At 72.8% G+C, this 13,842-nt stretch carries 13 protein-coding genes; 6 read left to right on the forward strand and 7 right to left on the reverse strand.

The window, feature by feature from the left end:
• Positions 1-18: 18 nt before the first annotated feature.
• The 6 genes from ABGB17_RS00915 to ABGB17_RS00940 form a co-directional block, all read right to left on the reverse strand.
• On the reverse strand, positions 19-780 hold the full coding sequence (locus tag ABGB17_RS00915) for an endonuclease/exonuclease/phosphatase family protein (protein ID WP_347625729.1): 762 nt from the start codon (positions 778-780) through the stop codon (positions 19-21).
• Between the two features lie 137 nt (positions 781-917).
• Complete coding sequence (locus ABGB17_RS00920) at positions 918-1,790, reverse strand: Gfo/Idh/MocA family oxidoreductase (protein ID WP_347625730.1); 873 nt, start codon at positions 1,788-1,790, stop codon at positions 918-920.
• A gap of 137 nt (positions 1,791-1,927) precedes the next feature.
• Positions 1,928-3,130 (reverse strand): ROK family transcriptional regulator, encoded by a 1,203-nt coding sequence (locus tag ABGB17_RS00925; RefSeq protein WP_347625731.1) that lies wholly within the window; start codon positions 3,128-3,130, stop codon positions 1,928-1,930.
• Positions 3,131-3,148: 18 nt separating this feature from the next.
• Positions 3,149-4,015, reverse strand: coding sequence for a carbohydrate ABC transporter permease (locus ABGB17_RS00930; RefSeq protein WP_347625732.1), 867 nt, complete (start codon positions 4,013-4,015; stop codon positions 3,149-3,151).
• Positions 4,012-5,007 carry a sugar ABC transporter permease gene (locus tag ABGB17_RS00935; protein WP_347625733.1) on the reverse strand — a complete coding sequence of 332 codons (996 nt, stop codon included), beginning with the start codon at positions 5,005-5,007 and terminating at the stop codon, positions 4,012-4,014. The genes ABGB17_RS00930 and ABGB17_RS00935 overlap by 4 nt, the downstream gene beginning before the upstream one ends.
• 34 nt (positions 5,008-5,041) lie before the next feature.
• Positions 5,042-6,394, reverse strand: a complete 1,353-nt coding sequence (locus ABGB17_RS00940) for an extracellular solute-binding protein (protein ID WP_347625734.1) — start codon at positions 6,392-6,394, stop codon at positions 5,042-5,044.
• A 174-nt stretch (positions 6,395-6,568) separates the two neighbouring features.
• Here ABGB17_RS00940 and ABGB17_RS00945 point away from each other — a divergent pair, with 174 nt between their 5' ends.
• From ABGB17_RS00945 to ABGB17_RS00965, 5 genes are all read left to right on the forward strand, one after another.
• Positions 6,569-7,615: a zinc-binding alcohol dehydrogenase gene (locus ABGB17_RS00945; RefSeq protein WP_347625735.1), complete on the forward strand. Its 1,047-nt coding sequence runs from the start codon at positions 6,569-6,571 to the stop codon at positions 7,613-7,615.
• Between the two features lie 5 nt (positions 7,616-7,620).
• Positions 7,621-8,430 carry a sugar phosphate isomerase/epimerase family protein gene (locus ABGB17_RS00950; RefSeq protein ID WP_347625736.1) on the forward strand — a complete coding sequence of 270 codons (810 nt, stop codon included), beginning with the start codon at positions 7,621-7,623 and terminating at the stop codon, positions 8,428-8,430.
• Positions 8,427-9,794 carry a trehalase family glycosidase gene (locus tag ABGB17_RS00955; protein WP_347625737.1) on the forward strand — a complete coding sequence of 456 codons (1,368 nt, stop codon included), beginning with the start codon at positions 8,427-8,429 and terminating at the stop codon, positions 9,792-9,794. Before ABGB17_RS00950 ends, ABGB17_RS00955 begins: the two co-directional genes overlap by 4 nt.
• The gene (locus ABGB17_RS00960; RefSeq protein WP_347625738.1) at positions 9,791-11,746 is read left to right on the forward strand and encodes a glycogen debranching N-terminal domain-containing protein; all 1,956 of its coding nucleotides are present in this window, start codon (positions 9,791-9,793) and stop codon (positions 11,744-11,746) included. Before ABGB17_RS00955 ends, ABGB17_RS00960 begins: the two co-directional genes overlap by 4 nt.
• A gap of 136 nt (positions 11,747-11,882) precedes the next feature.
• A complete protein-coding gene (locus ABGB17_RS00965; protein ID WP_347625739.1) occupies positions 11,883-12,263 on the forward strand; it encodes a hypothetical protein in 381 nt (126 codons plus the stop codon).
• Positions 12,264-12,468: 205 nt separating this feature from the next.
• Here the strand turns inward: ABGB17_RS00965 and ABGB17_RS00970 are convergent, their stop codons facing one another.
• Positions 12,469-13,134 (reverse strand): hypothetical protein, encoded by a 666-nt coding sequence (locus tag ABGB17_RS00970; RefSeq protein ID WP_347625740.1) that lies wholly within the window; start codon positions 13,132-13,134, stop codon positions 12,469-12,471.
• A 262-nt stretch (positions 13,135-13,396) separates the two neighbouring features.
• On the opposite strand from ABGB17_RS00970, the gene trxA reads away from it, so the two are divergent.
• Complete coding sequence (gene trxA, locus ABGB17_RS00975; protein WP_347625741.1) at positions 13,397-13,798, forward strand: thioredoxin; 402 nt, start codon at positions 13,397-13,399, stop codon at positions 13,796-13,798.
• Positions 13,799-13,842: the final 44 nt, after the last annotated feature.

Consider the following 13,842-nt stretch of genomic DNA (forward strand, 5'->3'; position numbering starts at 1 on the left):
AGCGCACAAGGCCCCGTCTCACGGGCGGGTCAGCACGACGAGGAGAGCGGGGTGGTCGGTGTACCGCATGCCGGTCGTCTCCGTGCGGACGTACCCCAGGTTCGCCGCGAAGACGTGCTGCACCGAGCCGTCGCCCTTCCGGTAGAAGGGCGACACGTTGCAGTCCTGGACGTTCGGCCCGAACAGCGGCTTGTACTTCAGGTTGAAGTCACCGGCCAGCACGGTCTGCCTGCCCGCCGCGGCCCCGTCGCGCAGCACGGCGATGACCGCCTTGCACTGCGCCATGGCGACACTGCCCGTGGTGGACAGATGGGTGCTGCATCCGACCAGGTCGGGGAACTCCGCACACACGTAGACCCGTCTCTCGGAGCTGCCGTCCTGAGGGACGTACACGGCCGAGAAGACGGTGCCCGGCGTGGTGGAACGGAAGATCAGCCCGTTGCCGTACTCGTCCCCGTTGAGGCACCGCGACGGCGTGCCGTCCGGCCGCCGGGCCGGGGCGAAGGTGCTGAACCCGTTGCCCATGGCCGGGGCGAGCTCGGCGATGTCGTTCCTGCAGATCTCGTTGAGGGAGAGCATGTGGGGCTGCTTGGCCGTGATGACGCTCCGCGCCTCCTGCATGGTGGCGGCACCGTTGAAGCAGGCGGTGTTGACCCCGCTGTGACAGAGGTTGAGCTGCAGGACGCGGTACTCCTGCGCGGCGGTCGCCGGGAAGGGGGCCATCACCGCCGTGACGGCGATCAGCATGAGGAGGAGACGGGTGGGGGGCCGGAGACGCATTGGTTTCTCCTTACGGCGGCACGCCACAGCGGACGGCCTTCTTTCCGGCCCCTGGTGGACGGGCCGGGCCGGTGTGCGGGCAAGCGAAACCGATCTCTGCTGACAGGGTACCCAGGTGATCCTCGCCGAAAAGCTGATCACTCCACGACGGCGGCGGTGATCAGTTGCTGGAGGCGCAGGCCCCTGGTGGCGTTCAGATCGCCCGGGATGCCGGAGCGGACGGCGGAGGCGAACTCGGCGCGGAGGACGGGCCAGGCTTCGTCGTGGTCGACGCCGGCGGTGTCGTAGACGAGTTCGCCCGCGGGGCCGTGGAGCTCGATGCGGGTGCGGGTCCGGGGGAGTTTCACGGTGCCGGACAGGGAGGCCTGGCTGACGGCGCCGGTCTCGTGTTCGCAGGTGAGTTCCACCCAGTGGCGGGGGTCGCCGGTGGCGCGGATGGCGGTGATGGGGGCGATGGCGGTGTCCAGGAGGTCGAGCAGGTGGGGGCCGAGGTCGAGGAGGGCGCCTTGGCGCAGGCGCCAGGGGGTGGCGAACTCGCCGGACAGGAAGGCGCCGTGGAGGTAGCAGGAGCGGGCGCCTGTGGTCTCGTGGGTGGCGGCGTGGCGGAGGAAGTCGCGGGTGGCGGGGAGGTAGCGCTTGGTCAGGACCATCTGGGAGACGACGCCGGCTTCGGCCACGGCGTCGGCGACGGCTCGGGCCGAGGCGAGGTCGGCGGCCAGGGGTTTCTCCAGGAGGAGCGCCTTGCCTGCCTTGGCGGCGCGTACGGCGAGGCCGGCCTGGACGGCGGGGGGGACGGCGAAGGCCACGGCTTCGCAGAGGTCGAAGAGTTCCTCGGGGGATCTCGCGACGGTGGCGCCGTACTGCGCGGCGATCTCCTGGGCGGCGGCGGGTCTGCGGGCCCAGACGGCGGACAGGCGGGTCTCGGGGCCGGCGGCCAGCATGCGGGCGTGCATGGTGCGGGCCCACGGGCCGGCGCCGATCAGGCCGACCTCGACGGGCGTTGTGCTCACGGGTGTTCGGTTCCGTTCGTCGTGGCTCACGGCGGGCTCGTCTGGGATGTTCACGGTGGGTTCGTCTGGGATGTTCACGGTGGGTTCGTCTGGGATGTTCACGGTGGGTTCGTTTGGGATGCTCACGGTGGACCGGCTCAGGAGGGCGCCGGGGCGCGGGCCGCCAGGCGGGCGTCGGCCTGGTCGGGGGCGTACAGGTGGTCGACGACCATCACGGCGGCGCCCGTGAGGGCGGCGCGGTCGCCGAGACGGGCGGTGACGATCTCCAGGTGGCGGGTGGCCCGGGGGAGTGCGCGCTGGTACAGCAGTTCGCGCACCCCCGTGACGAAGTGGGTCTCGGCCAGGTCCCCGGCGATCATGAGGACTCCGGGGTTCAGCAGGGTGACGACCGTGGCCAGCACCTCGCCGCAGCACTTGCCGGCGTCGCGGGCCAGGCGTGCCGCGTCGGGGGAGCCCGCGTCCAGGTGGACGCGGAAGTCCGCGGCCGATTCCGCGGGCTCGCCGAGCGCGGTCAACTGCCCGGCCAGGGCACGCCCGCTGGCGATGGCGGCGAGGCAGCCGTAGGAGCCGCACATGCAGCGGGCCTCGGACTGGTCGCGGAGGCGGATGTGGCCGAGGTCGCCGGCGCCGCCGTCGATGCCGCGGAACACCTGGCCGCCGATCACGATGCCGGCGCCGATGCCGGTGGAGACCTTGACCAGGGTGAACGTGGAGCAGCCGGCGAACGAGGCGCGTTGCTCGCCGAGGCCCATGAGGTTGGCGTCGTTGTCCACCAGGACGGGGACGGCGGCGTCCACGCCGGTCCGTTCGTGGAGGGCCGCCTGGATGCGGTCGGGGACCGGGTATCCGTCCCAGCCGGGCATCATCGGGGGGCGCACGACCCTGCCGGTGGGCCAGTCGACGGGGCCGGGGAGCGACAGGCCGACCCCGCACACCGCGGCGGGGTCGGTGCCGGCCGCGGTGAGCAGCCCGGCGAACCAGTCGCCGAGCCTGTCGAGCACGGGGGCGGGGCCGTCGTCGATGAGCAGGACCCCGGCGTGCTCGGCGAGGACCTCACCGGCCAGGTCCAGGACGGCGGCCCGCGCGTACGCGGTGTCGAGGTCGGCGGCGAGGACGACGGCGTGCCCGGCGTCGAACTCCAGCCGGATGGACGGCCGCCCGCCGGTCGACTCCCCGCCCGGGACCGAACGCAGCCAGCCGGCGGCGAAGAGCTGGTCCAGCCGCTGGCCGACGGTGGAGCGGGACAGGCCCGTGACGCGCTGGAGCTCGCTGCGCGTGGTCGCCTGCCCCGTGCGGATCAGTTCCAGCAGGTGGCCCGCCGTACTCCATGCCGATGCCATGCGGCGTCTCTCCTCGCGTCAGCTCTTGTCCGCACCGCTGGTGAGACCCTCGGTAAGGAACCGTTCAACGGCGTAGAAAAGAAGTACCACGGGCACGGTGAGCACGACCGACCCCGCCATGAGGACGGTCTTGGACACCTCGATGCCGTTGGCGAGCTGCTGGAGCCCCAGCGACACCGTCCACTTGTCGGGGTCGGCCGCGAGGAACAGCAGGGCGAAGAGGAACTCGTTCCAGGCGATCATGAAGACGTACAGGGCGGTGGCCATGATCGAGGGCGCGGCCAGCGGCAGCACGATCCTGCGCAGGATCTGCGGGCGCGAGCAGCCGTCCAGCGCCGCCGCCTCCTCGACGCTGCGCGGGATGGTGACGAGGTAGTTGCGCAGCATGTAGATGGAGACGGGCACGGTCTGGGCGATGTAGACGATCGCCAGCCCGGCGAGGCTCCCCTGCAGGCCGATCCGCGCGAACATCACGAACAGCGGGACCGCAAGCAACGTGGAAGGGAAGAGGTAGACGGCGAGGAACATCGCGCCGACCTGGCGCCCGCCGAAGAACTTCAGCCGGCTGACGGCGTACGCCCCGGGCACGGACGCCAGCAGGGTGAGCGCCACCGTGGCGAGCGCGACGAGCGCGGAGTTGCCGAGCATCCGGAGGAAGCCCTGGCCGCCGTCCTCGGCCGATCGCAGCACGTCATGGTAGGTGCTGAGGGTGAACTCCGACAGGCTCACCCACAGCCGGCCGGGGTCGAGGAGCAGCCGGTCGATGGATTTGAAGGACAGGACGAGCATGTAGTAGAAGGGCACGAGCGTCGTGATCGCGAGGAAGGCGAGCACGACCCATCGCAGGATCCGGAAGGTCCTCTCCTCGGCCTGGGCGCGGGTCATGCCTCTTCCTCCTGAACCTTCCGGGCGAAGAACGTGAAGTAGACGCCGAGCATCACGGCGAGCACGACGGCGAGGACCAGCGCCTGCGCGGCGGCGGCCCCCACGTCGTAGCGGGCGGTGAGGAAGTCGTAGACCCGCACGGCGGCGACGTCGGTGCCGGAGCCGCCGCCGGTGAGCAGGTAGACGTCGTCGAACTTGTTGAACGTCATGATGAAGCGCAGCACCGCCAGCAGCGCGATGACCGGCATCAACTGGGGCAGCACGATGTGGCGGAACCGCTGGGTGATGGTGGCGCCGTCCACCGTCGCGGCCTCCTCGACGACCGCGGGCACCGCCTGGAGCCGGGCGAGCAGGAACAGGAACGCGAACGGGAAGTAGCGCCAGGTCTCGAAGGCGATGACGGTGAGCAGGGCGAGCGGCACCTGCATGTCCAGGCCCAGGAACGAGATCTCCTGGGAGCGGGTCGACAGGAAGGCCACCGGTTTGTCCCACCCGAGCAGCGAGGTGCCGAGGTGGTTGACGATGCCGAACTGCGGGCTGAGCGCGATCTCCCAGACGAACGTCACGGCCACCACGGGCGCGACGTACGGCAGCAGCATCGAGCCGCGCAGCAGGGCCCGGCCGCGGAAGGGCCGGCGCAGGGCGAGCGCGGCGACAAGGCCGAGCAGGATGGACCCCGCGGTGCTGCCCGCCGAGTAGACCAGGGTGGTCCACAGCGAGGACCAGAAGCCGGGCGAGGTGAAGACCTGGGCGAAGTTGCCGAAGGTCCAGCCGGACAGGAAGCTCATGGTCTGGATGTCGACGAGCCGGGCACGCTGGAAGGCCAGCAGCACGGTCCAGGCGATGGGCAGGACGACGACGACCAGGACCACGAGCACGGTGGGGGACACGAACGCCAGCCCGGCGCTGTTCTCCCGCTGTGCCAGGGTGCGGGGCCGCCGCGGCGGTGGGCTCGTCGTGGGGGAGGGGCGCTGCTCTCGTACGGTGCTCATCATGGGTTCCTAGGGGACGGGGCCGCCGGACGGCTCACTGGAGGGACTTCCGCAGGGCCTCGACTTCTTCGCCGGCCTCCCGGGCGGCCTCGGCGGGGGTGATCTGGCCGGACGTCATGGCGCCGACCGCCTTCGGTATGGGCAGTTCGCCGAGCGTCGCGCCGACCAGGGCCCCCTGGCCCTGGGTGATGCCCCAGCGCCGCATGTTGCTCACGCCGGACGCCAGCTCGTCCAGGAGCGTGGCCGGGTAGACCGACTGGAAGGGTTCCCTGGTGTCGACGCCGATCTGGCTGGCACGCCACGCCTCGCGGTACTTGCCGGGCTCGTCCGCGGTCCCGTCGCGGACCGGGATCTTGCCCTCGGCGGCCATGCCGAACCAGCCCTCGTACCCGGTGCTCATCATGTACTCGACGAACTTCCCGGCCGCGGCGGTCTCGGCGTTGCGGGTGACCACCCACGAGTTGATCTCACCGAACTGGGCCGGCGCGGCGGCGGCGGGGCCCTTGAGCGCCGTGACGATCCCGCTGTTGTCCGAGAGGAACCGCGGGTCGCTCGCGCACTCGGGGCAGCTCGGCAGGGCGTCCTGACGCAGGCCCGCCAGCTCGTCCAGCAGGAACGTGGACCACAAAATCATCGCGGAGCGCCCGGCGAAGTAGGTGGCGCGGGTCGAGTCCACGGTCTGGGTGCCGGGTGCCCCGTAGCCGGCGGCGAGCTGATCGTAGGTGGCGAAGGCCTGCTCGCACCGGGGGCTTCGCAGCCCCACGCCGCCGCCGGGGTCGACGAGCTCGCAGTCGTTGGCGAGCGCCACGTCCTCGAAGCTCTGCTGGGTGAAGACGTCGCCGGGGTCGGTGGCCATCGACGTGCCGCTCATGCCGCCGGCGTGCAGCGTCTTCGCCGCCTTGAGCATGGCGTCGTAGGAGTCGGGAGCCGGGAGCCCCGCCTTGGCGAACAGGTCCTTGCGGTAGACGAGGATCTGCAGCCAGGCGTCGCTGGGGACGGCCAGGTGGGTGGCCTTGTCGCTGGTCAGCCTCAGGGCGTTGGCGTTGAACGTGGACGTCCCGAGGTCGTCGACGATCCGCTTGGTGGCGGCCGTGTCGATCAGCCCGTTGGTGTACATCTGCCACGCCGAGGCGAGCGGCACACCGCCGATGACGTCGGGGAGGGTCCCCGCCGCGGCCGCGGACATGATGAGCTGCGGGAGCTGGCCCTCGTCGACGCCGACCAGCCGCACCCGGACCCCGGACTCCTTCTCGAAGGCCGCGACGAGCTTCCTGGTCACCTCCATGCGCGGGGTCAGGTTCTCCAGGCTCCAGACCGTGATCGCGTTGTCCGGCGCGCTCCTGCCCCGCGCGGCGCAGCCGGTTCCGAGCAGGACGATCGCGCTCACCGCCACTGCCAAAGATCTTCGGAACCACATGGCCATGCACCGTCCTCACTGCCGCCTTGTTAGGTGTGTGTTGCATCTCAGCACCACTTTTGCCTGTTGCCAAGACCTAAGTCTGGGATATCTTCGCCATATCACCCACCAAAACTCCCAACGAACGGCAAAACGGAGCCCCCATTGCAACGTGTCGTCCAGTTCGCCGGTCCCCGCCAGGTGGAGGTGGTCACCGCCGACTCCGTCCCCCTGCCCCCCGGCCATCTGCGCGTCAGGACCCGGTACTCCGGCATCTCCGCGGGCACGGAGCTCACGGCGTACCGGGGGACCAACCCGTACCTGACCCGTTCGTGGGACCCCGAGGCGCGGATCTTCCGTGACGGCGGCCCCGGCGTCGCCTACCCCGTGGCGGGCTGGGGGTACTCCGAGGTCGGCGAGGTGCTGGAGGTCTCGCCCGAGCTCACGGGCGTGCCCGGGATGCCGGGACCCGGCGACCTGGTGTGGGGCATCTGGGGGCACCGCGACGAGGGCATCGTCCCCGCCGAGCGCATGGCCGGCCACCGGCTCCCCGACGGGCTCGACCCCCTCGCGGGCGCCTTCGCCCGGGTCGGCGCCATCGCGTACAACGCGGTGCTCGCCGCCGGCATCCACCTCGCCGAGGACGTCGCCGTGTTCGGCCAGGGCGTGATCGGGCTGATCACCACGCGCCTCGCCCGGCTGAACGGCGCCGCTGTCACGGCGGTCGACGCCCTCGAGTCGCGCCTGGCCAAGGCGGCGGAGTACGGCGCCTCACGCACCCTCGACGCCCGCGCGGGTGCCGTCGCCGAACAGATCCGCGAGGCCACCGGAGGGCGCGGCGCCGACGTGGCCATCGAGATCAGCGGCGCCTACCCGGCCCTGCACGAAGCCGTGCGCTCGGTGGCCGTCGGCGGCCGGGTCGTCGCGTCGGGCTTCTACCAGGGGGACGGCATCGGCCTGCGGCTCGGCGACGAGTTCCACCACAACCGGGTGGAGATCGTCAGCTCGCAGATCGGCGGCGTCCCGCCCGGGCTCGCCGGGCGCTGGAGCGTCGACCGGCTCCAGCGGACCTTCCTGAGCCTCGTCGCCGCCGGCCAGGTCGACGTCAAGAGCCTGGTGAGCCACGTCGTGCCGGTGGCCGACGCGGCCGAGGCGTACGTCCTGCTCGACGAGCGCCCCGCCGAGGCGCTCCAGGTCGTGCTGGAGTTCTGAGAGGAATGACGAGGGTGTTCAAGATCGCCTGCCAGGAGCAGCTTCTCCCCGGGGAGACGCTGCGGGACAAGTGGGAGTTCGCGCGGGCCGCCGGCTACGACGCCATCGAGCTGCGCGGCAAGGGGGACTTCCAGTTCCGCGACCGGCTGCCGGAACTGCGCAAGGCCCTGGCCGACGGGGTCGTGATGCCGACGGTGTGCGTCGACATGCTCCACTTCTTCGGCGCCTTCGACGACGACCTGCGCCGCGACGCCGTCGAGCAGATGAAGTCGCAGCTCTCCGTCATCGCCGAGCTCGGCGGGCTGGGTGCCCAGACCCCCGCCTCCTACGGCATGTTCTCGCGCCGCCTGCCGCCGTTCGAGCCGCCGCGCACCGAGGAGCAGGACCGCGAGGTGCTGCTGGAAGGGCTCGCCGAACTGGGGGAGCACGCCCGCGCCGAGGGCGTCACGCTCTTCCTCGAGCCCCTGAACCGCTACGAGGACCACATGGTCAACCGGCTGGAGCAGGCCGCCGACCTCATCCGCGCGACCGGTCTGGACTCCGTACGCATCGGCATCGACAGCTACCACATGAACATCGAGGAGACCGGCCTCGCGGCGGCCGTCCTCGCCGCGGGGCCCCTCATCGGCCACGCCCAGATCAGCGACTCCAACCGCTTCCAGCCCGGCGCCGGCCACCTCGACTGGCCCGCCTGGCTCGGCGCCCTGTCCGCCATCGGCTACGAGGGCTACCTCGCCGTCGAGTGCCGGCTCACCGGCGACCCCGCCGAGGCGGTCCGCTCGATCCCGCCGTTCGTCCGCCGGGCCGCCGGATGACCACGACCCTCGAACCGGCCGTCCCCGGGGCCGGTCGCCCGGCGGGCCTGCGCGAAGCCGCCTCCCGCGTCCTGCTGGACAACTGGACGGGGGCCGCCACGGTCCCCTCGCGGGCCCTGTACCCGCACCAGTGGAGCTGGGACTCGGCCTTCATCGCCATCGGGCTGCGCCACCTGGCGCCGCGCCGGGCGCAGCTCGAACTGGAGAGCCTGCTGGCCGCCCAGTGGGAGGACGGCCGGATACCGCACATCGTCTTCAACCCGTCGGTGCCGCCCGGCGCGTACTTCCCCGGTCCCGGCTTCTGGCGGTCCTCCACGGCGGGACGGCGGGCCGGCGCGCCTCCCCACACGGAGACCTCCGGGATCGTCCAGGCCCCCGTCCACGCGCTGGCCGCCTGGCGGGTGCACCTGGCCGACCCCGCCGAGTCGCTGCGGCGGGGGTTCCTGCCCCGCGTGTACCCCCGGCTCACCGTCTGGCACCGCTACCTGCGCACCGCACGGGACCTCGGCGGCGGCGGGCTCGCCGCGGTGGTGCACCCGTGGGAGCCCGGCCTGGACAACAGCCCCGTCTGGGACGCGGCGCTGGCCCGGGTGGCACCGGCCCCCGCCGGGTCGTTCCACAGGACCGACCTCGACCACAGCCCGGCCGCCGACCGCCCGACCGACCTGGACTACGGCCGGTACGTGCGCCTGGCCGCCACCTACCGGGACCACTCCTACGACGACGCGCGCACCCCGCACGCCTTCGCCATCGAGGACCCCGGCTTCAACGCGTTGCTGATCGCCTCCGAGCACGCGCTCGCCGCGATGGCGCGGGCGATCGGCGCGGACCCGCGGGAGCACCTGCGGCGCGCCGAGGCGGCGTCCGCCGCGCTCGTCGACCGGCTGTGGGACCCGGCGGGCGGCGTCTTCCTCGCGAGGGACCTCGTGACGGGCGAACGGATCCCCGGGCACAGCGTGTCCGGGCTGATCCCGCTCGTCGTCCCCGGCCTGCCCGGTCACGTCACCGCGGCACTGCTCGGGACCGCCAGGGGGCCGCGGTTCCGTCTCGGACGGGTGCGCCTCGTCCCGAGCTACGACCTGACGTCCGAGGAGTTCGACCCCGGCCGCTACTGGCGGGGGCCGAGCTGGTTCAACACCGCCTGGCTGATCCACCTCGGGCTCGTGCGGCACGGCGAGACCGAGGCGGCCCACCGGCTCCGCGCGCAGGTCCTGTCCTGCGCGTACGACACCGACTTCGCCGAGTACCTGGAGCCGTACACCGGGGAGGGACGCGGCATCCGCAGGTTCAGCTGGACCGCCGCGCTGGCGCTCGACCTGCTGGTGTCGTACGGCGGCACCGGGGGAGGGGGCCCGGCCGGATGACCACCCATCGGCTGCTCGTCAACGAGGGCACCTTCGCCAGGGTGTCCGCGCTCGGGAACATCGAGGGCACCGGGGGCACCTCGCCCGACGGGCTGTTCGTCCGCGACGCGCGGCACCTGAGCCGGTGGCTGCTGACGGCGGACGGCACGGCCCCGGCGCTGCTGACCGCCACCGGCGACGGCTGCGTGCTGGCGCCCGCGGGCACCCGCGACCACCCTCCGGCGTTCACCGTGTTCCGCGGCCAGGCGGTCGCCGCGGGTGCCCTCACCGAGGACGTCGTGCTGCTCTGCAACCAGGGCGAACCCGTCGCCGTCGAGCTCGAACTGCACGTGGACGCCGACTTCGCGGACCAGTTCGAGCTCCGCGCCGACCACCGTACGTACCCCAAGCCCGGGGCCCGCCGCTCCGTGACCGCCGTGCCCGGCGGCGTGGTCTTCCACTACCGGCGCGGCGAGACCTGGTCGTCGCGCACCACCGTCACCGCGTCGCCGCCGCCGCACCGGATCACCGGCGACGGCACCGGTCGTGTCCTCGCCTGGCGGTTCGACCTGCCCCCGCACGGCAGGGTCCATCTCTCCCTCACGGCCCTGGCCGCCCCGCAGGGGAGGCCGGAACCGTCACCGCCCGGGCCGCCCGCCACGGTGCGCGAACGCATGGACGCCGGCGTCGGCGCCTTCGTGAGCGCCCGCCCCCGGCCACGGGACCTCACCTCCTGGGACGAGTTGGCCCTCGCCTGCGACCAGGGCCTGCGCGACCTGGCGCGGCTTCGCGTGCCCGTCGCGGGCCCCGGCGGGGAGACGCTACGGGTGCCCGCGGCCGGCGTCCCCTGGTTCCTCACCCTCTTCGGCCGGGACAGCGTGCTCACCTCCCTCTTCGCCCTGCCGTACCGGCCCGGGCCCGCCGCGGACACCCTGCTGGCCCTGGCCGCCACGCAGGGGACGCGGCACGACCCGGCACGGCTGGAGCAGCCGGGGAAGATCGTGCACGAGGTCCGGCACGGCGAGCTCGCCCACTTCGGCCAGGTGCCCTACGGCCGCTACTACGGGAGCGTCGACGCCACCCCGCTCTTCCTGGTGCTGCTGGAGGCGTACACCGCCGCGACGGGCGACCCCGCCCTGGCCCGGCGGCTGGAGCCGCAGGCGCGTGCGGCGGTGGACTGGATGTTCCGCGACGGCGGCCTCGGCGAGCAGGGGTACCTGCGGTACGTCTCGGACGCGGCGGGCGGCGGGCTCGTCAACCAGAACTGGAAGGACTCGCCCGGCGCCGTCTGCTTCGCCGACGGCCGCCCGGCCGACGGCGCCCTGGCGGTCTGCGAGGTGCAGGGATACGCCTACGACGCCCTGACCCGCACGGCCAGGCTCGCCCGCGCGGTGTGGGGCGACCCGGGCTGGGCCGGCGCGCTGGAGGAGGCGGCCGCGGACCTGCGGGCCCGGTTCCGCCGCGACTTCTGGATGCCCGGGGCCGCCTTCCCCGCGCTCGCGCTGGACGGGGCCGGCCGCCAGGTGGACGTGCTGGCCTCCGACGCCGGCCACCTGCTGTGGTCGGGTGTCCTCGCCCCCGAGGAGGAGCGGGCGGTGGGCCGCAGGTTGCTCGCACCGGACTTCTTCTCCGGTTTCGGCGTCCGCACGCTCGCCGCCGGCCAGGCCGCGTACCACCCGCTGTCCTACCACCGGGGCAGCGTCTGGCCGCACGACAACGCGGTGATCGCGCTGGGCCTGGCCCGCTGCGGCCTCGCCGAGGAGGCCCGCACCGTGGCCCGCGGCCTGGTACGGGCCGCGGCCGCGCACGGCTGGCGCCTGCCGGAGGTCATGGCCGGCTACGGCGAGGACGAGCACGCGGCCCCCGTCCCCTACCCCCACTCGTCCTCCCCTCAGGCGTGGGCCGCCGCGACACCGCTCGCCCTCCTCACCGCCGTGCGAGGGACCGCGCCGCCTCCACCCCACGCCGTCTGAGAGCCCCTGCCTCCCCGGCCGGCCCGGCTCGGGCGGCGTCCATTCAGGCGGAATGTAAGCGGGCTGTAAGGATCTGCCACTAGCTTTTCCATCGCGACAAAGATCACGCGCTACAGATCACTAGGAAAGGCACATAATGGCCCGCAACCTCTCCCGCCCCGCCCTCGCCGTCTGCGCCGCGGCCGTCCTGGTCTCGCTCACCGCCGCGTGCGGCGGCGGCGGCCAGCCGGCCTGCCAGGACGCGGTCAAGGCGTTCCAGGACTACAGCACCCAGGCCGCGGCCGGCGCCGGCAACCTCGACGCCTTCAACAAGGCCAACGCCGACCTGGCCACCAAGCTGAAGAACCTGTCGGACCAGGCCGACGGCGACCTGAAGGCCACCCTCGCGGACCTGTCCGCCACCTGGGGCGGCATCAAGATCGACCCCGCGAACCCGGCCGCTGCCGCCACCGAGCTGAGCAAGCTGAGCAGCAAGGCCAGCGAGGCCACCCAGAAGCTGGCGAGCAACTGCTCCTAGCCGGCCCCGGCCCAAGCACACGGAAAGCCCGGCCCCGGCCGGGCTTTCCGCGGTGAAGGGGCCGCGCGTCCACCTGCGGCCACAAGGAGCCGGCCGGTTCGAGGCGGCCACGCTTTTCACCGGCGGAAAGAAGCCGGCCGGTTCGAAGCGGCAACGCGTCCACCGGCGGCGTCAAGAAGCCCGCCGGATCGGGTCTCACCAGGCGTCACGGACGCGTGCGGAGCAGGCCGGCGCGGCGGGCCAGTTCGTCCTCCTCGGGGTCGCCCCGCCGGGTGCCCGGCTTGTCGCGGGTGACGTACCGGAACGGCAGGCCGCCGGGTACGGCGAGCACGCCGCCGAACCGGGTGTCCCCGGCGAACCACACCTCGCCTCGCGCCCCACGAGGCAGGTCCTCGACGGCGCGGCCCGTGCCCCCGGCTTTCCGGCCGGGGCGCGGGCCGTCCCAGTCCCCTCCGGGCGGCGGGAAGGAGCAGTGGCTCTGCCCGTCGGGGGCCAGCAGCACGACCCTGCCCGCGTGGCTCCACCGGCGCCCGCCGGGCCGGTGCCCGGACACGACCGTCACCTTCTCCCCGCGGTACGGCCATACCTGCCACCCGTACGTCGCCAGTACGCTCCTCTCCCTGCGCCGCGCGCGGCGCCACAGCAGGAACAGCCCGAGCACGACCAGGAACGCGACCCCCGCGACGACCCCGAACGCCGCCGCCGGGCCCCCTCGGGATGACAGCAGGACGGCGGGCAGGCCGAGCGCGCCGAGCGCCGGGAACGCCCAGCGGCGACCGGCACGCTCACGGCGGCGCAGCACCTCCTCGACACCGGGGGTGCCGAGGGCCGCGCCGGGCAGCACCGGGTAACCGTACTCACGGGCGATCACGCCTCGGAGTGTGCCACACCCCGCGCCACCCGCCACTCGGCCGCTGTGGTGTTCGCCGTGAGGTGATCCGCCACACGAGGACGGCGCGAGCCCCGTGGGGGTGGCATGATCTGGATCCATGGCAGCGGGGCCCTCGCGTGCCGGTGGCGTTGCGGGAAATGTCGTCACAGGGGTGTGCGGGGCGGGACGTGGTGTGGAATCAACGGATCGGGTATGTGGTTATGCCAGCCGACACGATGAGATGAGAGACGAGGAGCGTCCCGTGGCGACCATCGCGGTGACCGAGTCAAACTTCAATGAGATCGCCGACCAGCAGGGAATCGTGCTGCTGGACTTCTGGGCGTCCTGGTGCGGGCCGTGCCGCACGTTCGGGCCGATCTTCGAGAAGGCGTCGGCCAAGCACGACGACATCACCTTCGGCAAGATCGACACCGAGGCGGAGCGCGGGCTGGCGGCGGGGTTCGAGATCACCTCGATCCCCACGGTGATGGCGATCAGGGACGGGATCGTGGTGTTCGCGCAGCCGGGTGCGCTGCCCGAGCCCGCGCTCGAGGACCTCATCCGGCAGGTTCGGGCGCTCGACATGGACGCCATCCGCAAGGAGATCTCCGACGACATCGACGCCGGCCGCGCCGCGGGCCCGGAAGACGGCAGCCGTCCCTGACCTCGTCACGCGCCGCGCCGGGCCCTCCTCGGAGGAGGGCCCTC

The sequence above is a fragment of the Sphaerisporangium sp. B11E5 genome (genome assembly GCF_039871875.1).
Classification (GTDB): domain Bacteria; phylum Actinomycetota; class Actinomycetes; order Streptosporangiales; family Streptosporangiaceae; genus Sphaerisporangium.